The organism is Marinovum sp. 2_MG-2023, from assembly GCF_030548265.1.
Classification (GTDB): Bacteria; Pseudomonadota; Alphaproteobacteria; order Rhodobacterales; family Rhodobacteraceae; genus Marinovum.
Genome location: NZ_JAUOSD010000039.1, coordinates 1 through 19,787, shown reverse-complemented (window position 1 = coordinate 19,787; position 19,787 = coordinate 1). Strand labels below are relative to the sequence as shown.

The 19,787-nt window shown below is 61.8% G+C and carries 18 protein-coding genes and 1 pseudogene; 13 read left to right on the top strand and 6 right to left on the bottom strand.

Features of this window, described 5'->3' with window-relative positions; all coding sequences use genetic code 11:
* Positions 1–122: 122 nt before the first annotated feature.
* The 4 genes from Q4577_RS23750 to Q4577_RS22460 form a co-directional block, all read right to left on the bottom strand.
* Positions 123–392: an integrase core domain-containing protein gene (locus Q4577_RS23750; protein WP_368397949.1), complete on the bottom strand. Its 270-nt coding sequence runs from the start codon at positions 390–392 to the stop codon at positions 123–125.
* On the bottom strand, positions 373–600 hold the full coding sequence (locus Q4577_RS22470) for a hypothetical protein (RefSeq protein WP_303472997.1): 228 nt from the start codon (positions 598–600) through the stop codon (positions 373–375). Before Q4577_RS22470 ends, Q4577_RS23750 begins: the two co-directional genes overlap by 20 nt.
* Before the next feature lie 382 nt (positions 601–982).
* On the bottom strand, positions 983–2,818 hold the full coding sequence (locus tag Q4577_RS22465) for a SulP family inorganic anion transporter (protein ID WP_303472995.1): 1,836 nt from the start codon (positions 2,816–2,818) through the stop codon (positions 983–985).
* Positions 2,818–3,954, bottom strand: a complete 1,137-nt coding sequence (locus Q4577_RS22460; RefSeq protein WP_303472993.1) for a mandelate racemase/muconate lactonizing enzyme family protein — start codon at positions 3,952–3,954, stop codon at positions 2,818–2,820. The genes Q4577_RS22465 and Q4577_RS22460 overlap by 1 nt, the downstream gene beginning before the upstream one ends.
* Positions 3,955–4,154: 200 nt before the next feature.
* On the opposite strand from Q4577_RS22460, the gene Q4577_RS22455 reads away from it, so the two are divergent.
* A complete protein-coding gene (locus tag Q4577_RS22455; RefSeq protein WP_303472992.1) occupies positions 4,155–5,612 on the top strand; it encodes a sulfatase-like hydrolase/transferase in 1,458 nt (485 codons plus the stop codon).
* A gap of 1 nt (position 5,613) precedes the next feature.
* Here Q4577_RS22455 and Q4577_RS22450 read toward each other — a convergent pair whose 3' ends face one another.
* Both Q4577_RS22450 and Q4577_RS22445 read right to left on the bottom strand, forming a co-directional pair.
* Positions 5,614–6,519 carry a LysR family transcriptional regulator gene (locus Q4577_RS22450; RefSeq protein ID WP_303472990.1) on the bottom strand — a complete coding sequence of 302 codons (906 nt, stop codon included), beginning with the start codon at positions 6,517–6,519 and terminating at the stop codon, positions 5,614–5,616.
* Position 6,520: 1 nt separating this feature from the next.
* Entirely contained in the window at positions 6,521–7,405 is an 885-nt protein-coding gene (locus Q4577_RS22445; RefSeq protein WP_303472988.1) for a LysR family transcriptional regulator, read from the bottom strand.
* Positions 7,406–7,626: 221 nt separating this feature from the next.
* On the opposite strand from Q4577_RS22445, the gene Q4577_RS22440 reads away from it, so the two are divergent.
* The 12 genes and pseudogenes from Q4577_RS22440 to Q4577_RS22385 form a co-directional block, all read left to right on the top strand.
* Positions 7,627–8,568, top strand: a complete 942-nt coding sequence (locus tag Q4577_RS22440; protein WP_303472986.1) for a tripartite tricarboxylate transporter substrate binding protein — start codon at positions 7,627–7,629, stop codon at positions 8,566–8,568.
* 81 nt (positions 8,569–8,649) lie between these two features.
* A complete protein-coding gene (locus Q4577_RS22435; protein ID WP_303472984.1) occupies positions 8,650–9,081 on the top strand; it encodes a tripartite tricarboxylate transporter TctB family protein in 432 nt (143 codons plus the stop codon).
* Positions 9,082–9,091: 10 nt separating this feature from the next.
* The gene (locus tag Q4577_RS22430; RefSeq protein ID WP_303472981.1) at positions 9,092–10,603 is read left to right on the top strand and encodes a tripartite tricarboxylate transporter permease; all 1,512 of its coding nucleotides are present in this window, start codon (positions 9,092–9,094) and stop codon (positions 10,601–10,603) included.
* Positions 10,604–12,544, top strand: a complete 1,941-nt coding sequence (locus tag Q4577_RS22425; RefSeq protein WP_303472979.1) for an acetoacetate--CoA ligase — start codon at positions 10,604–10,606, stop codon at positions 12,542–12,544.
* Positions 12,541–13,704: a thiolase family protein gene (locus tag Q4577_RS22420; RefSeq protein ID WP_303472978.1), complete on the top strand. Its 1,164-nt coding sequence runs from the start codon at positions 12,541–12,543 to the stop codon at positions 13,702–13,704. The genes Q4577_RS22425 and Q4577_RS22420 overlap by 4 nt, the downstream gene beginning before the upstream one ends.
* Positions 13,701–14,126 (top strand): Zn-ribbon domain-containing OB-fold protein, encoded by a 426-nt coding sequence (locus Q4577_RS22415; RefSeq protein ID WP_303472975.1) that lies wholly within the window; start codon positions 13,701–13,703, stop codon positions 14,124–14,126. Before Q4577_RS22420 ends, Q4577_RS22415 begins: the two co-directional genes overlap by 4 nt.
* A 2-nt stretch (positions 14,127–14,128) precedes the next feature.
* Positions 14,129–14,590 carry a MaoC family dehydratase gene (locus Q4577_RS22410; RefSeq protein WP_303472973.1) on the top strand — a complete coding sequence of 154 codons (462 nt, stop codon included), beginning with the start codon at positions 14,129–14,131 and terminating at the stop codon, positions 14,588–14,590.
* A complete protein-coding gene (locus tag Q4577_RS22405; protein WP_303472972.1) occupies positions 14,591–15,802 on the top strand; it encodes a nitrate/nitrite transporter in 1,212 nt (403 codons plus the stop codon).
* Positions 15,803–15,840: 38 nt separating this feature from the next.
* The gene (locus Q4577_RS22400; RefSeq protein WP_303472970.1) at positions 15,841–17,256 is read left to right on the top strand and encodes an aldehyde dehydrogenase family protein; all 1,416 of its coding nucleotides are present in this window, start codon (positions 15,841–15,843) and stop codon (positions 17,254–17,256) included.
* Between the two features lie 5 nt (positions 17,257–17,261).
* The gene (locus Q4577_RS22395; RefSeq protein ID WP_303472968.1) at positions 17,262–18,425 is read left to right on the top strand and encodes an acetyl-CoA C-acetyltransferase; all 1,164 of its coding nucleotides are present in this window, start codon (positions 17,262–17,264) and stop codon (positions 18,423–18,425) included.
* A 12-nt stretch (positions 18,426–18,437) separates the two neighbouring features.
* Positions 18,438–19,202, top strand: coding sequence for an HpcH/HpaI aldolase/citrate lyase family protein (locus tag Q4577_RS22390; protein WP_303472965.1), 765 nt, complete (start codon positions 18,438–18,440; stop codon positions 19,200–19,202).
* A 320-nt stretch (positions 19,203–19,522) separates the two neighbouring features.
* A pseudogene (locus tag Q4577_RS22385) lies at positions 19,523–19,657 on the top strand (helix-turn-helix domain-containing protein); the annotation flags it as partial.
* Positions 19,658–19,787 lie beyond the last annotated feature (130 nt).

Sequence of the window (19,787 nt, the reverse complement as noted above, 5' to 3'; positions counted from 1 at the left end):
ACAATGCACAGCGCGACGTCCTCGATATGGTCGCGTGAAATGAAGCTAAAGGTCTCCGGTAAAACCGGGGCGATTCAACCTGAACTGCCCTGGCTTGCCCGGAGAGCGTTTCGTTCAACGCGTTACGCGACCTTATCCATAGCTTCGCCTCGTTCAAGGCATCGCCGCTCGGCCTCGGCTGGCAGCGTATAGCCGATTGCGCTGAGTGGCCGGTCCTGAATGTACCAATCGACCCTGTGCATGGTTGCCCACTCGACGTCTTGCATCATCTTCGAAGGCTCGAGCTGCTTGATTACTTCGGCCTTAACCAGACCAATTCCGCATTCGGCGAGAGCATTATCGTGGGAGTCCCCGACCGCCCCGACTGATGGGTCAACCTCGGCATTGGCCAGCCGCTCGGCGTACCTTAGGGATAGGTGTTGGGCGGATCAACCGGTCGTCGCTACGCTCGTGCGCCTCGGCCCCGCAGAGCCGATCGACGTCCAGCGCCATGAAGCGGTCAGCGACGAATCCGGGCATCTCGGCAAGCAGGTTGCTGTCAGATGTCTCTGACAAAAACGCGCGCAGTCCGGCAACTTCTGATAGGCTGTCCTTGGTCATGATCGTTCCCTTCGATCAAAGGTCAGGTCCGCCAACCGAACCTTAGCCGAAGAACAACCGTGGCCGCCAAGCGACCCGCGCGGGCCTCGCTTCGCTACTCGAAGGCTCCACTCAGCCCGAGACGCCGACGGAAATTACACCATCCTTTGGGACACTGCTATGGCCACGCGATAGTTCAATGACCGGGAGTCGTTAGAACCTAACAGAAACGCGATATCAATGGCTGGATGAAACCTGAGTGGCAGATCACGCCCAGTACCTCAGGCTTATCATTCTAGCCAACGTTTGCGCGAGAGTAGACGGCTGCAAATTGCAACTTTTTCGCTCTGGATACGCGCTGCATCGCCACCGTGGAATAACCCTGTTCAAAGCAATAGAAACTTCAAGGCCAGAATTGATGAATGTCATTCTGATTGGTGCCAAATTCTCGCGCCTTTGTCCTTGTGCACGGCCGCTCAACGCATTCAAAGAATACCCGTGTGCCACAAGCTGCACAGGTTTCAGGGGGCACTCTCGCCACTGTCTCGCGCACGGCTTCGTTCTTGTTCTTGTGGAGGTGGTCTTCGCCCAGCACGTCCAGAACGCCGTATCTTCGCATGGCATTGATGAATTCCGGAAATCCGGTCACCACGAAAAAATCACCGCCGGCGGCACGTGCTCGGCGTACCTCATTGATCAGAAAATCCGCCCCGGCCAAATCCAGCGTTCCGACACCCTTTACGATCAACACTTTTGTCTTCTGGGTCGGGTGTCGGCTTTCAATGTCCCGCATATTTTTCTCTAGCTGATCGACCGAGGCAAAGAAGATCGGGCCTTGAATCCGGTAGAACCCGATGTGCGGACAACTCGGCAGGTTCAACCGGTCCGAATTGCGAAAGCAGCGGTGACCATCAATCGTTGTCGGAGCGCCGATTCCGACAAACGGATGCGCGCTGCGGAAGAGGAATACTGCCAAGGACGCAAGCACTCCGACGATGATCGAGAATTCCAACTCGATCAGCACACCGCAAAGAAAGGTCAGGACAAGTATGACAGTTTCGGCGGGGCTGTGCAGGATGTGGTGAATTTCATCAAAGTCGATCAGGCGCCACGCCACGAACAGGATGATGCCTGCTACGGCGGGCACCGGGATATGAACCACAAAGGGCGAGAGTACGAGTAGCATCACCATAAGCCAGCCTGAGGCGAGGATTGCTGCCAAAGGTGTACGTGCCCCGGACTCTGCGTTCAGCCCCGAGCGGGTGAAGGAACCTGACCCAGCATAGGCTTGGAAAAAGCCGCCAATCATGTTGGACAGTCCCTGTCCCACGATCTCCTGATTGGTGTCATAGGGCTCTTGTCTTCGGGTCGCGAAGGTCCGGCCGATCGAAACGGCTTCTAGCAATCCGACGATGCCGATTGCGACGGCACTTGGAAACAGCGATGTGAGTGCATCAAGCCCGATCGATGGCATCTGGAAGGCCGGAACAACCGACGGCAAGGGTGCGAACATGCTGATCCCAACCGCATGAGCATCAAGCATGATACCGGCCAGCGCCCCGGTGACCAGAGCCAGAAGGTAAGCCGGCAGATGGCGTGAGACCCGGCGGCAGAGCAGGATGGTTCCAAACGACGTTGCGGCGATCAGGACCGCTGTCGGATCTACGTGATCCCATTCATGCAGCAAGCGGCCGAGCCGATCGATGACCCCACCGCCACGTTCCGTCGCAATTCCGAGTGCTGGTCCGATCTGCGATGCAAAGATCAGGCAGGCTGCAGCAGACGTGAAGCCGACAATTACCGAATGCGAGATGAACGAGATCAACCCACCCAGACGGGCAAAGCCGGCCGCCAACTGTATCGCTCCGACCATTACGGTGAGCGCCAGCGCCAGCGCGACATAAGATGCGCTGCCCGGGGTGGCCAGTGGCACGAGCGAGGCGAAGAGCACCGCCGATATCGCGGTCGTCGGCCCCGACACCATGATCAATGACGCGCCCCAGAAGGCTGCGATCACTGAGGTGATCATGGCCGTGTAAAGGCCGAGCTCCGGCGGCAGCCCTGCGATGATCGCAAAAGCGACCCCTTGTGGCAGGACAATTGCTGCGTTGGTCAATCCTGCAATCATGTCCGAGCGCAGGCTGGACCGTGTGACCAGGGCGAACCACGGCCGCGTCAGGGATATCATCCCGGCACTCTTGCGCAGCAACGCTTCGCTTTTGTTGGTGGCCTTCGGCATCAGTCTGTCAACGCAAGGTCTCGTGTATCGAAAAGCAGGTCCGAGGCCCCCGCGATGTCAGGATCGAACCCGAGCCCGGGGGCGTCGGGCAGCGGGAACTGACCATTGTCCAGGGTTAGCCCGGCAGGGGTGAAATGCGTCAATAGCGGGTTCTCGGAGCTGTCGACTTCTAGGCGGCCGGTGCCGCCGACCGCGGCCAGCAGATGCGCCGAGGCCATCAAGCCGATGCCGCCGCCAAGGTAATGCGGCCAATAGGTCTGACCTGCCGCCGTTGCGGCCCGCGCAACAGCCAGGCATCCCGAGATACCGCCCCACTTGCACAGGTCGGGTTGCAGGACCGAGAGCGCCCGTTCCTGCACCACCTCGTCGAAGCTCTCCTGTGCGCGGAGGTTTTCGCCGGCCGCCAGCGGGATCGGGCAATCCGCTGCCAGTTGCGCCCAGTCGCTTGCCGGGGCGTCGGCCGGCAGGGGCTCTTCCAGAAAGACCGGGTTCAAAGGGGCCAGCCGTTTTGCACTGGCGATTGCCGTTCCCACATCCCATGCCTGATTGGCGTCGAGCATGAAGCCCTCGTCGGAATGCAGACCCCTGGCTGCCGCTTCTGCTTCAGGCAGGCTGTCATCGCGACCAAAGCCGACGCGCTGTTTGAACCAGAGATAACCCTTGGCGCGCATGGTCGCTATCTGGTCTTCGAAAGCATCGGGGGAAATGCCGCTGGCATAGGCGGGAACGGCCAGCCTGTTGGCCCCAAGATAGCGCGCGAGCGGTTGCCCGGCCCGGCGTGCGGCCAGATCATGCAGGGCTATGTCGACGGCGGCTGCGATCTGGGACACCGGGCCGGGTTCGCCCGCTTGCAGGGCTATCCTGTGCAGGCGCTGGGCGACCGTGCCGAAAGCCCGCTCCAATGGCACGTCGTCCAGCGCCGCAGGCAGAACATTCGCAGCCAGCCTAGCGCGATGGAGGTCACCATCAGGCGGAAAGTTGCACCAGATCTCGCCCCAGCCAAAGGCGCCCTCGCTGTCTTCCAGCCGCAACAGCAATGCGGGGCGGCAGCGGAGCGGACCCATTGTGCTTGGGATCGGGCGTTTCAGCATATGGCGAAAATGAAAAATCTGCGCGCGTGTCAGGCGAGGGGGCATTGTTCTCTCCAGCTCCTAGGGCTCGCTCGCCTTGTGCCCGGACCAAGTCCGCCGCAGCAGGGTCGAAATCGTCAGATGCCATGCCGGATCTGCTATGGCTGCGAGGTATGACCGGATCTGCATGCCGATGAACAAATTGAACGGTGCCGAGAGGGCCTTGGGTGGCGATAGGCTTTTCGGGACAGATCGAGGAACCCGCCATGACCCCACAAAACACGCTGCTCATCATGTCAGATCAGCATTCACCCAAGGCGCTTGGCTGTTACGGAAACGCAATCGTCAAGACGCCCAACCTTGACCGGCTGGCCGAGCAGGGAACAAGCTTTTCAAGCGCTTATTGCAACTCTCCGATCTGCGTTCCGGCCCGGGCGGCGATCGCCACCGGCCGCTACGTGCATCAGACCGGTTACTGGGACAACAGCCGAGGATATGACGGATCAGTGCCGTCATGGGGCCACCGGCTGGCCCACGAGGGCCATAGCGTGGAGTCGATAGGAAAACTGCATTTCCGCTCCGAGGCGGACCCCACAGGCTTTGACCGTCAGCATCTTCCGATGCATGTCGCCGAAGGCGGCGGGGCGCTTCTGGGCCTGTTGCGTGACGACACGGCGGTGCTCAAGAAATACCGCGGCTACCACGAGGATGCCGGGCCGGGGGACAGCCCCTATACCGAATATGACAGAAAGATTGCCGCACGGGCCGCTGAATGGCTGCTTGCGAAGGCAAAGGCCGATGAGGCCAAGCCCTGGGCGGCCATGGTGTCCTTTGTCTGTCCGCATCCGCCGCTTCAATGCCCGGCGGAGTTCTATGCGATGTATCCGCCCGAAGAGATGCCCTTGCCCTATCTGTTGGACCCGGGCGCGCGCCCGGAGCACCCGGCGATGCGGACCCACCGGATTTTCCAGGGCTGCGATGCGCCATTTTCCGAGGACGTGGTGCGCCGGTCTGTCTCGGCTTATTTCGGGCTGTGTTCCTTTCTCGATCACAATGTCGGGCTGGTCCTGGACGCGCTGGAGGCCAGCGGCATGGCCGAAAACACCCGAGTAATCTACACTTCCGATCACGGCGAGGCGAATGGCAATCAGGGGCTTTGGGGCAAGTACAACATGTACGAAGACAGCGTCGGCGTGCCGATGATCATGGCCGGGCATGGGATCGCGCGGGGCCAGGTGGTCGACACGCCGGTGACTCATGTTGACCTTTACCAAACAATCCTCGAAAGCGTCGGCGCACCGGGCTATCCGCAGGACGATGCGGAAATGCCCGGCAAGAGCCTGTTCCAGGTTGCGGCACACCCCGATCCCGAGCGGGTGGCCTTTTCCGAGTATCACGCCGCCGCAGCCAATACCGCCGTCTACATGGTGCGCAAGGGCCGGTACAAGTTCGTCTATTACGTGGGCCTTCCCAACCAATTGTTCGATCTCGAAACAGACCCGGACGAGCGCGAGAACCTTATTGAATCCGAGACCCATGCCGCGATCTGCGCGGAATACGAGGCGATCCTTCGCAACATTCTTGACCCTGAAGCCATTGATGCTCTGGCGCGTTCGGACCAGTCCGCGCGCATTGTCGCCAACGGCGGGCGCGATGCCATTCGCCAACGCGGCGCTTTCGGGGCGACGCCGGTGCCGGGGGAAAAGGCTGTTTTCGTTAGCTGACTCAGCGGGTCGGCTGCCACGAGCCTTCAGAGATCAGGGCGCGTAGTTCATCCAACAATGCGGCGCAGTACCTGTGGGGTTCTTCCCCTCGCCTGAGCGTCGCACCGGAATTGCGCAGGATTTCGACCTCGGGGCAGGGCAGTTGCACCAGGCGGCGGCGCAGGTCGTCACCGATGATAGTGGAGGACGACAGTGTCGCCAAATCGCTGGAAGCGGCGATCTCAAGCGCGGTGGACACATCGTTGACGCTGACATGGGGGAGGGGCGGCACGATGCCGTGGGCCTCAAAAACATCCTCGAAATGTTGTCGGATCAGAGTGCCTTCGGGCAAGACCCAGCGCATTTCGGCAAGGTCGGCAACGCGCGCTGTCCGGTCATGGCCACGGGCATGATCGCGTGAGACCAGCACCACCATGTCCAATTCCATAAGTGCATGCGCCTTAAGCGTCTGAGAATAGACTTCGCTGCGGGAGGTCGATCCAAGGACCATGTCCAACTCGCCCTTGGCCAGCGCCGCGTGCAGCAGTTTCGGCACGCCGGACACGATCCTGACGTGGACAGCGGGAAATGCCGTCGAGAGATTGACCAAGGCCGTCGTCATCGGTGCTCGTTGCCAGACATATCCCGCCCCGATCATCACGGTCTCCTTGCCGGAGCTTTCGATGTGGCGCCTGACAGCTTGCAGGTTCGCGTCGATCGAGCGGGCGTAATGCAGCAAGATTCGGCCGAAAGCGTTGGGTTCCACGCCCTTGGGGTGGCGTTCAAACAGCGGTGTGCCCAGCTCGTCCTCCAGCCGGCTGATGAAGCGTGACAACGCCGGTTGATTCATCCCAAGGTCTTTTGCGGCGGCGGAAATGTTGCCAAGCTCGGCGACCTTCAAGAACAGGCGGAAATGGTTCAGGTCCATGTCAACCACCGACCTGCTGCCGGAGCGTCTTGATGAACAACCGTCTGAGCGGACTTGGTGTGGACTTGCGCACGGTAAAACAGCCTTGGTCGACGTGCATCTCCAGTGCCGGACAGGGCAACGCGTAGGACATGGCGGCAGACGCGACGTTCGGATCGCCAAAGGTCAGAAACGGGCTTTGCGACACGATACCGAGAATCGCGCTCGCGTCCTCGAGTTCGATGGCGGGCTCAGGCGGCGCCAGGTTAGCTGCGACAAAGGTCGCATCGAACAATTTGCGCGCATAGGCGCTGCGCGGCAACACCCACTTCCATTCCAATAGATCCTCAAGCTTCTGCACTTCTGTGACCCGGGCGGGATGGTTTGGTGCGGCGACCACGGCGTAGCGCGAGCGATAAATCACCTCTGTGTCGAGCAGGGGGGCATAGTTTTCGACAGCGCCGACCGGGGCCAGCACGATGTCGAGCCGTCCCTTCAGCAGGTCGTTGATCAGGGCGTCGGGCAACCCGCGGGAGATGGTGATCCGCGCCGAGGGATGGCTGGTGGTCAGGTCGGCCACGGTCGCGGGAAGCGCTCGATGCAGCCAAGAGGCGGTTGCCCCTATTCGCAAGGTGCCGACCGTGGCCGACCGCGCTTCTGCAAGGTCACGAAGCGCGCTTCGGTAATTGGCCTCGATCGAGCGCGTTGCTTCGATCAGGGCGCGGCCGCTGGCATTTGGTGCCACCCCGCGGGGCTGGCGATCAAAAACTTTGGCATCGAGCTCGAGCTCCAGATTTCGGATGTGTCGCGACAGGACCGGCTGCGCCATATCCAGTGATTGCGCGGCGGCTGAGATGCTGCCGTGTTTCACAACGGCCATGAAAAGACGCAGATTTCGTATATCCATTGCGCAAAACTAGCCGCGAGCGGGCCTGAATGGCAAGGTCCGACGGCTTGGTTGGCATTGTTTTTCGGTTATACAAATGGGGTTAGCAAACCTATAGCAGTATTCACATGGATGCTGACACGCCGACCCATATCCCACGTGCGGAGGGGGGCGTAAATTGAGCCCATGCAATCAACCGGCCTTGGGAGATGGGTCGGCACATTCGCCGGGAGGAAAGATACATGCGGGTCCTTGGAACCTTGAAAGCCACCATTCCAGCAGCGCTGATGGTCGCGACCATCGCCAGTGCGGCCGTTGCCGAATATCCGGAGCGGGCAATAACCCTGGTGGTTCCGACCGCCGCCGGAGGCGGTGTTGATACCCAGGCGCGTGCACTGGCACCCAAGATGGAAGAGATCCTCGGACAGCCCGTGCAGGTGGTGAACCGCAAGGGCGCTGGCGGCACCGTTGGACTCCAAAGCCTGGTGCTTCCGGCCGAGCCTGACGGCTATACCATCGCAGCCTCAGCTTCGGTATCGATGATCGAGAACCCGCTGCTTCAAAACCTGCCTTTCGGTCCGCAGGACCTGACAATCATCGGCACAACCGGACAATTTCAGGCGGCGATCGTCGCCTCTGCCAATGCGCCCTACAAGACTTGGGAAGAATTCGTCGCCTACGCCCGCGAAAACCCTGGCACCCGATGGTATGCCCTGGGTCAGGTCACGGTCGCGGTGATGAATGCGCTGGCCAAGGCCGAGGGGCTGGAGATCGCAATCATTCCGGGGCAGGGCGGCGCAACGCTTGCGCCGACGCTGATTGCCGGGGACGCTGATGTTTCCGTATCGGGCGGAGTGCATACGCCTTTTGTTGAAAGCGGCGACCTGGTGGTCCTGCTCAACCTGCTGGGCGACGGCAGTCTGATGGCCAATCCCGAAGTGCCGTCTGCGTTCGAACTTTACGGTGTATCGATGGAGAACAACCTTGTGATTTCCGGGCCCAAGGGCCTCTCGGAAGATGTGGTGAACCGGCTGGAAGAGGCGGTCCGTGCCGCATCGGAGAGTGACCGACACAAAGAGGTGATGGACTCCATCCAGTATCCCATCGTCTATCGCGACAGCGACACCGCAACCGAAAAGCTGACTCGGCAATACAAGGGCGCGAAGTCCCTGCTTGGCAAGTGATGTCTCATGCCGGTCGGGCCAGGCGGCCCGCCCGGTCCCATTCCCCTGTACCGGTGGGAATTGCCGGTTTCGGAGCACGTCATGACACGCGATGAACAAGCCTTTTTTGCACTGCTCGCCATCGGATCCGCGGTCTTCTATTTCGTAATCATTCCTTGGCAGATTGCGGATCCCGACTGGGCCACCGTGTCCCCAAGGTTGATGCCGCAGATCTGTGCCATCGGGATCTTTGTGCTGTCGCTTTACAAGTTGGCGACCTCGTTAAAGATCGCGATCCCGGAGTTCAGCGTTTCTGCCCGCAGCTACGGCATCCTTGCGGTCTGTATCGCGATCCCGACCTTGGCAGCTCTGGCGATGGTTTGGATCGGTTTCTGGATACCTGCCGCCGTCATGGTGGCCGCTTGCCTGCTGCTGACCGGCACCCGCAACCCGCTGACGGTCATTGCGTTTTCCGTCGGTCTGACTGGCGCCACCTGGTTCCTGCTGGACCTTGCCGGTCTCTACGTAAGTTGAGGAAAAAACCATGGACACGATCAACAGCGTTCTTTCTCAGGCGCTTACCTTTTCCAACATATTGTTTGTCGCGGCGGGCATCTTTTTGGGTTACGTGGTGGGCGCAATGCCCGGGCTGGGCAAGGTCACGGCGGCGGCCATTGCCATCCCGCTTACCTATGCGATGAACCCGGTCAGCGCTATTGGCTTTCTCGTCGGCATCGCCAAGGGATCGACAGCCGGTAACGCGGTTTCGGCCATCCTGATCAACACACCGGGCGAGCCGTCTTCGGTGCCCACCGCGATGGACGGGTATCCGCTTGCGCGGCAGGGCAAGGGGGTGAAGGCGATGAAGGTGGCGCTTGTCGCCTCGACCGTCGGGGATTTCTTTTCGACCTGGTTGCTGATTTTCCTGACTGCGCCGCTGGCCTCGGTCGCGGTACAGATCGGCAAGGTCGAACTGGCGTCGATCCTGGTGTTTGCAATGACCTTTATTGCCGCGCTGTCGGGCACTTCGCTCTCAAAGGGGCTTATTTCCGGTATGATCGGTATCCTGCTGGCCTCGGTCGGGCTTGAGGTTGAAACCGGCACCCAACGAATGACTTTTGGATCGCTGCTGGTGTTCGATGGGCTGCCGCTGATTGCCATGGCCATCGGCATCGTGGCTGTGGCCGAGATGGTGCTTCAATTCGAAGAGCAACTGAAACTGCGCAAGTCCGGTAAGAGCGGTGAAAAGATTCTAGCGAAGTCGCTGCCTGAGGACAACCACCTGTCCCCTGCAGAGCTGCGCCAAATTGCGCCGACGATCTTTCGCGGCACGCTGGTGGGCGGCGGGATCGGGCTGTTGCCGGGCCTGGGAGCGGCGATTGCCTCGTTCGCCTCATATGGGTTGGCGCGCAAGATATCGAAGGACGAAATCGCGTTCGGCAGCGGCAATATCAAGGGTGTGGCCGCTGCCGAAAGCGCGGATAACGCGGTCATTCCGGCCAGCCTGATCACGCTTTTCGCCTTGGGGATCCCCGGCAGTGTCATCGCCGCGATCCTTGCGGCGGGGTTCACTATGCACGGGATCATCCCCGGACCGTTGATGATGCGCGAAAATCCAGAGTTCATGCAGGGGCTCTTTGGCTCGATGTTGCTGGCCTCGGTATTGATGCTGGCGATCGGGTGGATTGGCATGCGGTTCTTTGCCCGGGTCATCACCTTGCCCTTCACTTTCCTGTTCTCTGGCGTCTTCTTCTTCAGTGCGGTGGGGGCTTATCTGCAGGGCGGTGGTGTCTTCGGGGTGTTCATTATGTCGGTCTTCGGCGTGGTCGGCTATTTTCTGAAGCGTTTCGACTTCTCCTTCGTGACCTTCATCATCGGCTTTATCATCGGGCCGCAGCTTGAGCTGGCCATCCGCCAGTCGCTGATCATCACCAAGGGCTCCAGTGTATGGGACTATCCGCTGGCGTTGGTCTTCGGGCTGATCACCCTTGCAACAATCCTCAGGGTCGGTTGGACCACGGTTCAGCGGCTCAGTGGGCGCACAAAGGTAGCATAAATGACTGAAACGACCATGTGGACACCGGAGGAGAGCAGGGCGCTTTCCACCGGACTGGCGAAGTTTGCCCTGTTGCAGGGTTTCGACCCCAAGAATTATGTCGCCTTGCACCGCTGGTCGGTGAGCGACCTGGGCGGTTTCTGGTCGGCGCTCTGGGACTTTTGTGGCGTTCCCGGAGACAAGGGCGCCCGTGCGTTTGTGCCGGATGACACGGCATGGATGACCGGCGCGCGCTTCTTTCCTGATGCACAGCTGAATCTGGCCGAAACCATGTTGCAGGGCGCGGACGGCGATACCGTCGTGATTGAGGCCGACGAGAATGGCCAGCAGCGCTTTTTCACTCGCGGCGCGTTGCGGGCCGCTGTGGCGCAGGCCGCCGATGGGCTGGTAGCCGCAGGTGTCACGCCCGGCGACCGCGTAGCCGGGGTTTTGCCCAACCGGTTCGAGGCGCTGGTGGCCTCGCTCGCGGCGCTGACAGTGGGGGCGGTCTGGACTGCCTGTTCGCCGGACTTTGGTGCCGCGGCCATCATTGACCGGATTGGTCAGGTTGCGCCGAAAGTGCTCTTTGCTGCGACGCGCTATCGCTACGCCGGTCGTGATCATGACATTGGCGACCGGATTGCCGAGGTCATGGCGGGGGTGCCAAGCTTGGCGGTTCTGGTGCTCTCTGGTCCGGGCGGGATGCCCGGGGGCAAGGGTATCCGGCAAGAAGATTTTGGCACGGCCCAAAAGCTGGAATTCCGGCGGCTGCCGTTCGATCACCCAGCCTATATCCTTTACACCTCCGGTACCACCGGCGCGCCCAAGGCGATTGTGCATCGCGCGGGGGGCGTGGTCTTGCAACACCTGAAGGAACATGTGCTGCACGGAGACGTGCGGGTGGGTGACCGGGTGCTTTGGTACACCAATACCGCTTGGATGATGTACCCTTGGATGGTGTCGGCGCTGGCGGCGGGCGCGGCCATCGTGCTCTATGACGGATCACCGATCCTGAAAACCCCTGCGGGGCTGGATTGCGCGCCGCTTTGGTCGCTGATCGAAAGCGCGGGCATCAGCCATATGGGGGTCAGCCCCAAATATCTGGCGACCCTGCAAGCCGAGGAGTTCCAGCCCGGCGCGCGGCATGACCTTGCGTCGCTCCGGGCCTTGCTGGTCTGTGGCGCGCCCTGTCTGCCGCATCAGTTCGACTGGGTCTATGCCGCCGTCAAACCGGACATGATGTTCGCCTCTATATCGGGCGGGACCGAAATCCTGGGTTGTTTTCTCATCGGTTCACCGATGCACCCGGTGCGCCGTGGGCAATTGACGGTGCCGGCGCTTGGCATGGCGGTGCAGGTGCTGGATGACCGGGGGAGCCCCGTGATTGGCCGTCGCGGCGACCTGGTCTGTACCGAACCGTTTCCTTCGATGCCGCTGACCTTTTGGGGTGAGGATGGTGAGGCCCGTTATCACGCGACCTATTTTTCCGACAGGTCCCAGGTCTGGACCCATGGCGATGTGGCCGAGCTGACTGCGACCGGCGGCGGCTATGTGCATGGTCGGTCGGACAATACGTTGAAACCCGGCGGCGTGCGGATCGGGATTTCCGAGATCTACGCGGTTTGCGAGACCTTCCCGGAACTGGACGATTTCCTGGCCTTTGGTGCCGACCATGCGGGTGATGAAGAGGTGGTGCTGGCCCTCAAGCCAGCCGAGGGGAAACCGTTGAGCGCGGATCTGCTGCGCGGACTGCGCGCGCGCATCCGAGCCGAGGCCTCGCCACGCCATGTGCCCGCCCGCATCCATCTGGTGTCGGAGATTCCCTATACGATCAACGGCAAACGGGTTGAAGGCGCGGCGCGGGCCACGGTCAACAGCGGAGAGGTGCGCAATCTGGCATCGCTGGCAAACCCCGCTTGCCTGGCCGAATACCGAGCCCTTCGGCGGGAGGATGCGCTGTGAGACATCTGCGTCCCCATGCCGCGATCAGCGGTATCGGCGAGCTGAAGCCCCGGCGTCGGACCGAGGGAGTGTCGACTATGGAGCTTCTGATGAAGGTGTCAGCCGAAGCGATGGCCGATGCCGGCATCGCGCCGGATGAGATCGATGGGCTGCTGGTTGGCCCGCAGGTCGGCGAGACGCCCCAGCACGTGCCCGCCACCGTCGCGGAATATTTCGGCATGCAGCCGGACATGGCCAATCTGGTCGACCTCGGGGGTGCGTCGGGACCGGGCATGATCTGGCGCGCGGCGGCGGCCATCGCGGCGGGGCAATGCGAAACTGTGCTCTGCGTTATCGGCAACCACCGCAACGATCCGCCGCCCCGGTCGCCCAATCGCAACCCTGCACGGGAATTCGATACACCCTTCGGGGCCTCCGGCGCCAATACATCTTATGCCTTGCTGATGCAGGCGCATATGGCCGCACATGGCTGCCGCCCTGAAGAATATGCGGCCATTGCCGCCGGATCCCGCGAGAATGCCCAGCTCAACCCGATGGCAATCTTTTACGGCGCGCCAGCCAGCGTCGAGGATGTGCTGGCCTCGCCGCTGGTGGCCTCGCCGCTGCACCTGTTTGAGATCGTCATGCCCGTCGCCGGAGCGGAGGCGGTGATCGTCACCACGGCAGACAAGGCGCATGCCGGGCCACATCGTCCTGTCCATTTGCTGGGCGCGGGCGAAAAGGTGACACATCGCGCGGTGTCACAGGCGCCTACCCTGACCTCCGGGCCGCTGAAACCTGCTATCGCGCGTGCTCTGAGCCAGGCTGGTGTCGCGGTTCAGGCGATCAGTTTTCTGAGCTTCTACGATTGTTACACGATCATGGTCGCCGCCACGATCGAAGATGCCGGGCTGTGCCAGCCGGGTGATTTTGGCAGGTGGCTTGCCGACAATGGCGGAATGGGGCCGGAGGCGCGACAGCCGATCAACACCCATGGCGGACAACTGGGCTTTGGCCAGCCCGACCTTGCCGGGGGCATGACCCATGTGGTCGAGGCCGTGCGCCAAATCCGCGGCAATTGCAGCGCGCGACAGATCCCGGACTGCGAGACCGCCCTGATCACCGGCAACGGCGCCACGATGAGCGAAGCCGTCGCTCTTGTCCTCGGAGGTGCGGCATGACCGTGTTGTCAGATCTCAAGGTCCCCGGACCGACCGCGATCCCCTTGACGGCGCCTTTCTGGTCGGCCGCTGAGGCGGGACGCTTGCATATCCAGAACTGCCGCGCCTGTGGGCGGCACGTGTTCTATCCCCGCCCGATCTGCCCGCATTGCTGGGCCGATGCGCTGGTCTGGGGGGATGTCGGCGGCTCGGCTCAACTGATTTCCTTTTCGACGATCTGGAAGCCCGGGCATCCCGGCTGGCGGCCCGTGGCCCCCTATGTGATCGGATTGGCGAAACTGAAAGAGGGACCGGTGATGTTGAGTCACATCCTGACAAACGCTTGCACGCCGCAAGTCGGCGCTGCGCTGCGCTTTGCCCCGACGCGGGTTGGTGAACGGGTCCTGCCCCTGTTCGAACTGATACAAGAAACGGAGACATAATCATGACGCTCGACACACAAGTAGCCAAGGATGGCTGGGTCAATGTCACCAACGGCAAGCCCGAGGTCGGCCAGACCAGCCGCCGAAGCCGCATCACACGGATGGAGGACATCCACGCCTTCACCGACATGACCGGTGATCGCAACCCGGTCCACTACGACGAGGCACTGGCAAGGAAGACCAGCTTTGGCAAGTTGATCGTTCAGGGCGGCGTGACGACCGGCATCCTGAACGCCTGTGTCGCCGAAGACCTTCCGGGGCCGGGAACTGTATTTCTCAACACCAACCTGAATTTCCGGAAAGCGGTCGGCGTCGGAGAAAAGATCACCGGCGTCGTCGAAGTCGCTGATGTTCGCGCGGACAAGCCGATTTGCAAGTTGACCGTATCGGTGATCGACAGCTTGGGTGATGTCTGTGTCGAGGGAACGGCAACCACCTATACCATGCCGCTACTGGAGCTCTAAGTGACGGACCGCGCCCGAAATAAATGGCACGCCTTGGCCTTGACCGCCTTGGCGGTGGTCCTGTCTCTGACGACATGGTTTTCGGCCACGGCCGTGCTGCCAGAGTTGCAGGGGCACCTTGGGCTGGGATCATCGGCGGCGGCTTGGTTGACCAATTCGGTGCAGGTTGGTTTCGTGTTGGGGGCCTTGCTTTCGGCGGGGCTCGGGATTGCCGATGTCCTGCCTCCGGTTCGGGTGATGGCGGTGGCCAGCGTGGCGGCGGCGGGCTTCAACGCCGTGCCGCTGCTTGATCCGGGGCTCCCTTGGGTGTTTGCGGCGCGGGTTGCCACCGGCGCGGCGCTGGCGCTGATCTATCCTCCGTCGCTCAAGTTCATCGCCACATGGTTTCAAAGTGGCCGGGGGCTTGCCATGGGCGCCATGGTCGGCGCGCTGACACTTGGATCGGCCTTGCCGCATCTGTTGCGGGGCGTGGGCGCGGGGCTTGACTGGCAAGCAGTCCTGCTGGGCAGTTCGCTGGCCAGCCTGATCGCCGCAGTGATCTTTGGCTGCGTGCTACGCGATGGCCCGCATCCTTTTGCCAAGGCCCCGCTGGACTTGGGCCAGATCGGTCGGGTGTTGCGCGACCGGCCGGTTATGTTGGCAAACCTCGGATATTTCGGCCATATGTGGGAGCTTTATGCAATGTGGGCCTGGGTGCTGGCCTATATCGCGGCCGCCCCAGTCGCCGCAGAGCACTTCGACCATCCCTCGCTGTTGGTCTTCGCCGTGATTGCGCTTGGCGCGCCGGGATCGGTGCTGGCCGGTTGGCTGGCGGATCGGATCGGGCGTTGTAACACCACCGTTCTCATGATGGCTCTTTCGGGCGCTTCGGCCTTGCTGATCGGGCTGACCTTCGATGGACCGCTCTGGGGCTTTGCCCTGGTGGCTGCGGTCTGGGGGATGAGCGTGGTCGCCGACAGCGCCCAGTTCTCGGCTGCGGTCACCGAATTGGCCGATCAACGCCGCGTCGGTGCGGCTCTGGCGGTTCAGATGGGTATCGGCTTTGCCATTACCATTCTGGCGATCTGGCTCCTTCCCCAGGTTGCCGAAGCGCTGGGGTCATGGCGCTGGTCTTTCCTCATCCTCGTTCCCGGTCCCGTCTTGGGTATCTGGGCAATACTCCATCTGCGCCAGCAGCCCGAGGCGGCCCGGATCGCCGGTGGACGGCGCTAACCCAACTACATGCCGGGCAAATCAAAGTGAGACGTTACATGATCGACAAATTCTACATCGGCGGAGCATGGGTGCGTCCGAACGGGCGCGCAAAGCACCAATTGATCAATCCAGCGACCGAAGAGCCGACGGTAAAGATCCCAATGGCCGACGAGGCCGACGTAAACGCGGCGGTCACAGCGGCGAAATCCGCCTTTCCCGCATGGGCTGCCACCCCGCGGGAGGATCGGCTGGCGCTTCTACGGCGGCTGCTGGCGCTTTATAACGATGCCTATGACGATTTGGCCGAGCTGATGGTGCGCGAAATGGGCACGCCGATCGGCTTTTCCAAAGCGGCGCAGGCCGCCGTCGGGCGCATGCATCTTGAGGCGGCGATCGAGGCGCTGGAACACGAAACCTTTGAGGAGATACGCGGCACAACCCTGATATCCAAGGAGCCGGTCGGCGTGTGTGCTCTTATCACGCCATGGAACTGGCCGATGAACCAGCTGGTGGTCAAGGCCGCGCCGGCCTTGGCGGCGGGCTGTACGATGGTGGCCAAACCGTCTGAATTCTCGCCCCTGTCGTCGCTGCGCTTCGCCGAACTGATCGACGCCGCCGGTTTTCCCCCCGGCGTGTACAACCACATCACTGGCTACGGCGTTGACGCCGGCGAAGCGTTGGCGCGGCACGGCGACGTGGACATGGTTTCGATTACCGGCTCGACCCGGGCAGGCGTCGCCGTGGCGCGCGTCGCCGCCGATACGGTAAAACGCGTGGCGCAGGAACTGGGTGGCAAATCTGCCAACATTATCCTGCCCGACGCCGACCTGGCCCGCGCGGTCAAAGAGGGCGTAGATGCGTGTTTCGTCAACATGGGACAGGCCTGTCGCGCACCGGCGCGGATGCTTGTGCCCATCGAACGGATGGAAGAAGCTAAGGCGCTGGCGCGCGACGCGGCTGAGGCGCATGATGTGGGCGACCCGATGAGTGATGTCTCGCTTGGTCCGGTGGTCAATGCCGCGCAGTTTCGCCAGATACAATCGCTGATCGAGGCGGGGATTGCCGAAGGTGCAACCCTCGTCACCGGCGGCCCGGGGCGGCCTGAGGGGCTGAACCGCGGGTATTTCGTCAGGCCCACGGTCTTTGGCGACGTGACCAACGACATGACCATTGCCCGCGAAGAGATCTTTGGCCCGGTGCTGGCGCTGATCGGTTATGACAGCGAAGACCACGCCGTCGAGATTGCCAATGACACGGTTTATGGCCTGTCGGGATACGTGCAATCTGCCGATCTCGAAAGCGCCCGCCGCGTTGCGCGCAGGCTGCGCGTCGGTTCGATCTGGATCAACGGCGCCGATTGGGATGCGAGGGCACCCTTTGGCGGGTTCAAGCAATCGGGCAACGGGCGCGAACATGGCGAATGGGGCCTGCACGATTATCTTGAGGTCAAGTCCACCGCGGGTTGGGTCTGAGGCGCATGACGGATGTCTACATAGGCGCGGCCCGGCGGTCGCCCATCGGGCGGTTGAACGGCGCGCTGGCCGGTCTTTCCGCGGCCGAGATCGGCGCGCAGGTGATTGCCGGGATGCTGTCTGATGCGGATGTCGATCCGGGAGCAGTGGACGAGGTGATGCTGGGCCAGGTTCTGACTGGCGGCGCGGGGCAGAATCCAGCACGCCAGACCAGTATTGGGGCAGGGATTCCCACCCGTGTTCCGGCGATGACGCTGAACATGGTCTGTGGCGCCGGGCAGCGATCCATTCATCTGGCGGCACAGGCGATCAGGGCAGAAGACGCCGGGTTGATCGTCGCCGGAGGCCAAGATTCAATGAGCGCGGCGCCCCATGTCATGCACCTGCGTAACCCGGCACGGTCCGGCGACCGTCTGGCGTGCGACACGATGGTGAAGGACGGGCTTTGGGATGCGTTTCACGACGTGCACATGGGCGTCACCGCCGAGCATCTGGCGCGAAGATACCGCATCAGCCGCGAGGATCAGGACCGCTTTGCGCTGGCCTCGCAGCAGAAAGCCGCGCGGGCGCGCGACTCCGGGGCCTTTGCGGAGGAAATCGTCGCGGTGCAGAATGGCGAAACACTGCTGGCTGCCGACGAACACCCGAAGCCGGACACGACGCTTTCCAGTCTTGCGTCCATGCGCCCGGTATTCGACTCTGAGGGGACCGTCACAGCCGGGAATGCATCCGGCCTGAACGACGGCGCGGCTGCTGTTCTGGTTGGCAGCGCAAACAAGTTGCGCATGGTCGGGCTGGAGCCCATGGCGCGCATCGCGGGATTTGCCTCTGCTGCTCTCGACCCGATGGACATGGGGGTGGGCCCCGCTTACGCATCGCGCGCCGCGCTGGCCAAGGCCGGGTGGCGGTCGGACGACCTCGACATTCTTGAAATCAACGAGGCATTCGCAGCGCAGGCCTTGGCCGTCGATCTCGAAATGGGCTGGGACCCGGCGCGCATCAACCCCAATGGCGGGGCAATCGCGCTTGGCCATCCTTTGGCGGGTTCGGGAGCCCGCATTGTCGTCACGCTTCTGCACCAGATGCAGCGCAGCGGGGTCCGCAGGGGCCTGGCCGCACTTTGCATCGGAGGCGGGCAGGGCGTGGCCATTTGCCTGGAACGAAACTGAAGGACTATTACCATGACATTCAAGCAGAAATTGCAACGCAGGCGCCCTGCCTACGGCATCTGGATCAGCGACGGCTGGATTACCTCGGTCGAAATGGCCGGCGACCTCGGCTATGACTTCGTGCTGGTCGACCTCGAACACAGCCCGCACGGGCTCGATACCGTCACCCAGTCGCTTCGCATGCTAAAGGGCAGCGAGACGGATTGCGTCGTGCGCGTCACCGGCCAAGACCCACTGCTGATCAAGCGGTTGCTGGACCTGGGTGCGACGAACCTGATGGTTCCGATGGTGGAAACCGGTGATCAGGCGCGCGATCTTGTCAGCGAATGCCGTTACCCGCCTGCAGGCCGACGCGGATGTGCCTCGGCAGTCGTACGCGCCTCGGGATACGGTCTGGTGCAAGACTATGTTGCCCGAGCGGACGCGGGTTTGTGCCTGATCGCCCAAATTGAGTCCGCCATGGGGCTGGAAAACGCGGACGAGATTTCCGGAACCGCAGGGATCGATGCGATCTTTGTTGGCCCGACCGATCTATCTGGCGCACTGGGCCAGGTCGGCGCCTTTGACAGGCCGGAATTCGCCGAAGCCGTCACGAGGATCGAGGCCGCCACCCGGTCTGCGGGCAAGGCATTCGGGTTCATGCCGGTGCCGGGTTTCGAGGCCGAGGTTCTGGCGGCACGTGGCGTCAACATGATTGCTGGACCGTCCGACGTCGTTTTGCTGCGCGACGCCATGCGCATGCAGTTACAAAACTGGATTGCAGAAAGTGGGTCTTAAGCCTTTGTCTTACAGATCTGCGGAGAGGGACCGGAGGACGAAACCTTGCGTGAACTTTCTGGGCATGATCCGGGAATCCGGTTTGCTATAGAAGAGATCATTTCTTGACAGGAGAGCCCGTCTGGGCGAACGAAAAATGGCATCCGGCTCACCGGATGCCCCACGACCTGCTACGCAGCCAAATTTTCCCGACATAGGACGTAGTCCTGTTGATTGTCTCTGAGAACTGACCCGGTAGCCCCATAAATTGTCACTGAGAATTGACCCATGTGAACACACTTCCCCGACGGTTTTGGTTGGGGGGATTTGGAGTGATCGACATGGGGTTCTTGAGTGTCATTCGACGCTGGGCATTGCGTGACAAAATGCCAATTAGGGAGATTGCCCGGCGGACGGGTTTGTCTCGGAACACGGTAAAGAAGTATCTGCGTGAAGGTGCGGTGGAACCGCAGTTCAATGAATCGCCCCGGGTTTGTCGGAGACCATCAACTTAAGTAAGGATGATGGTTATGATAAAAAGCAAAATGGCTAATCGCTACTCGCCTGAGGTCCGCGCCCGCGCGGTCCGTATGGTGTTTGAGCATC

Excerpts from the sequence above, each read along its gene's own strand:
- Q4577_RS22470 (WP_303472997.1), bottom strand. The coding sequence starts at position 600 with ATGACCAAGGACAGCCTATCAGAAGTTGCCGGACTGCGCGCGTTTTTG.
- Q4577_RS22465 (WP_303472995.1), bottom strand. The coding sequence starts at position 2,818 with ATGCCGAAGGCCACCAACAAAAGCGAAGCGTTGCTGCGCAAGAGTGCC.
- Q4577_RS22460 (WP_303472993.1), bottom strand. The coding sequence starts at position 3,954 with ATGCCCCCTCGCCTGACACGCGCGCAGATTTTTCATTTTCGCCATATG.
- Q4577_RS22455 (WP_303472992.1), top strand. The coding sequence starts at position 4,155 with ATGACCCCACAAAACACGCTGCTCATCATGTCAGATCAGCATTCACCC.
- Q4577_RS22450 (WP_303472990.1), bottom strand. The coding sequence starts at position 6,519 with ATGGACCTGAACCATTTCCGCCTGTTCTTGAAGGTCGCCGAGCTTGGC.
- Q4577_RS22445 (WP_303472988.1), bottom strand. The coding sequence starts at position 7,405 with ATGGATATACGAAATCTGCGTCTTTTCATGGCCGTTGTGAAACACGGC.
- Q4577_RS22440 (WP_303472986.1), top strand. The coding sequence starts at position 7,627 with ATGCGGGTCCTTGGAACCTTGAAAGCCACCATTCCAGCAGCGCTGATG.
- Q4577_RS22435 (WP_303472984.1), top strand. The coding sequence starts at position 8,650 with ATGACACGCGATGAACAAGCCTTTTTTGCACTGCTCGCCATCGGATCC.
- Q4577_RS22430 (WP_303472981.1), top strand. The coding sequence starts at position 9,092 with ATGGACACGATCAACAGCGTTCTTTCTCAGGCGCTTACCTTTTCCAAC.
- Q4577_RS22425 (WP_303472979.1), top strand. The coding sequence starts at position 10,604 with ATGACTGAAACGACCATGTGGACACCGGAGGAGAGCAGGGCGCTTTCC.
- Q4577_RS22415 (WP_303472975.1), top strand. The coding sequence starts at position 13,701 with ATGACCGTGTTGTCAGATCTCAAGGTCCCCGGACCGACCGCGATCCCC.
- Q4577_RS22410 (WP_303472973.1), top strand. The coding sequence starts at position 14,129 with ATGACGCTCGACACACAAGTAGCCAAGGATGGCTGGGTCAATGTCACC.
- Q4577_RS22400 (WP_303472970.1), top strand. The coding sequence starts at position 15,841 with ATGATCGACAAATTCTACATCGGCGGAGCATGGGTGCGTCCGAACGGG.
- Q4577_RS22395 (WP_303472968.1), top strand. The coding sequence starts at position 17,262 with ATGACGGATGTCTACATAGGCGCGGCCCGGCGGTCGCCCATCGGGCGG.
- Q4577_RS22390 (WP_303472965.1), top strand. The coding sequence starts at position 18,438 with ATGACATTCAAGCAGAAATTGCAACGCAGGCGCCCTGCCTACGGCATC.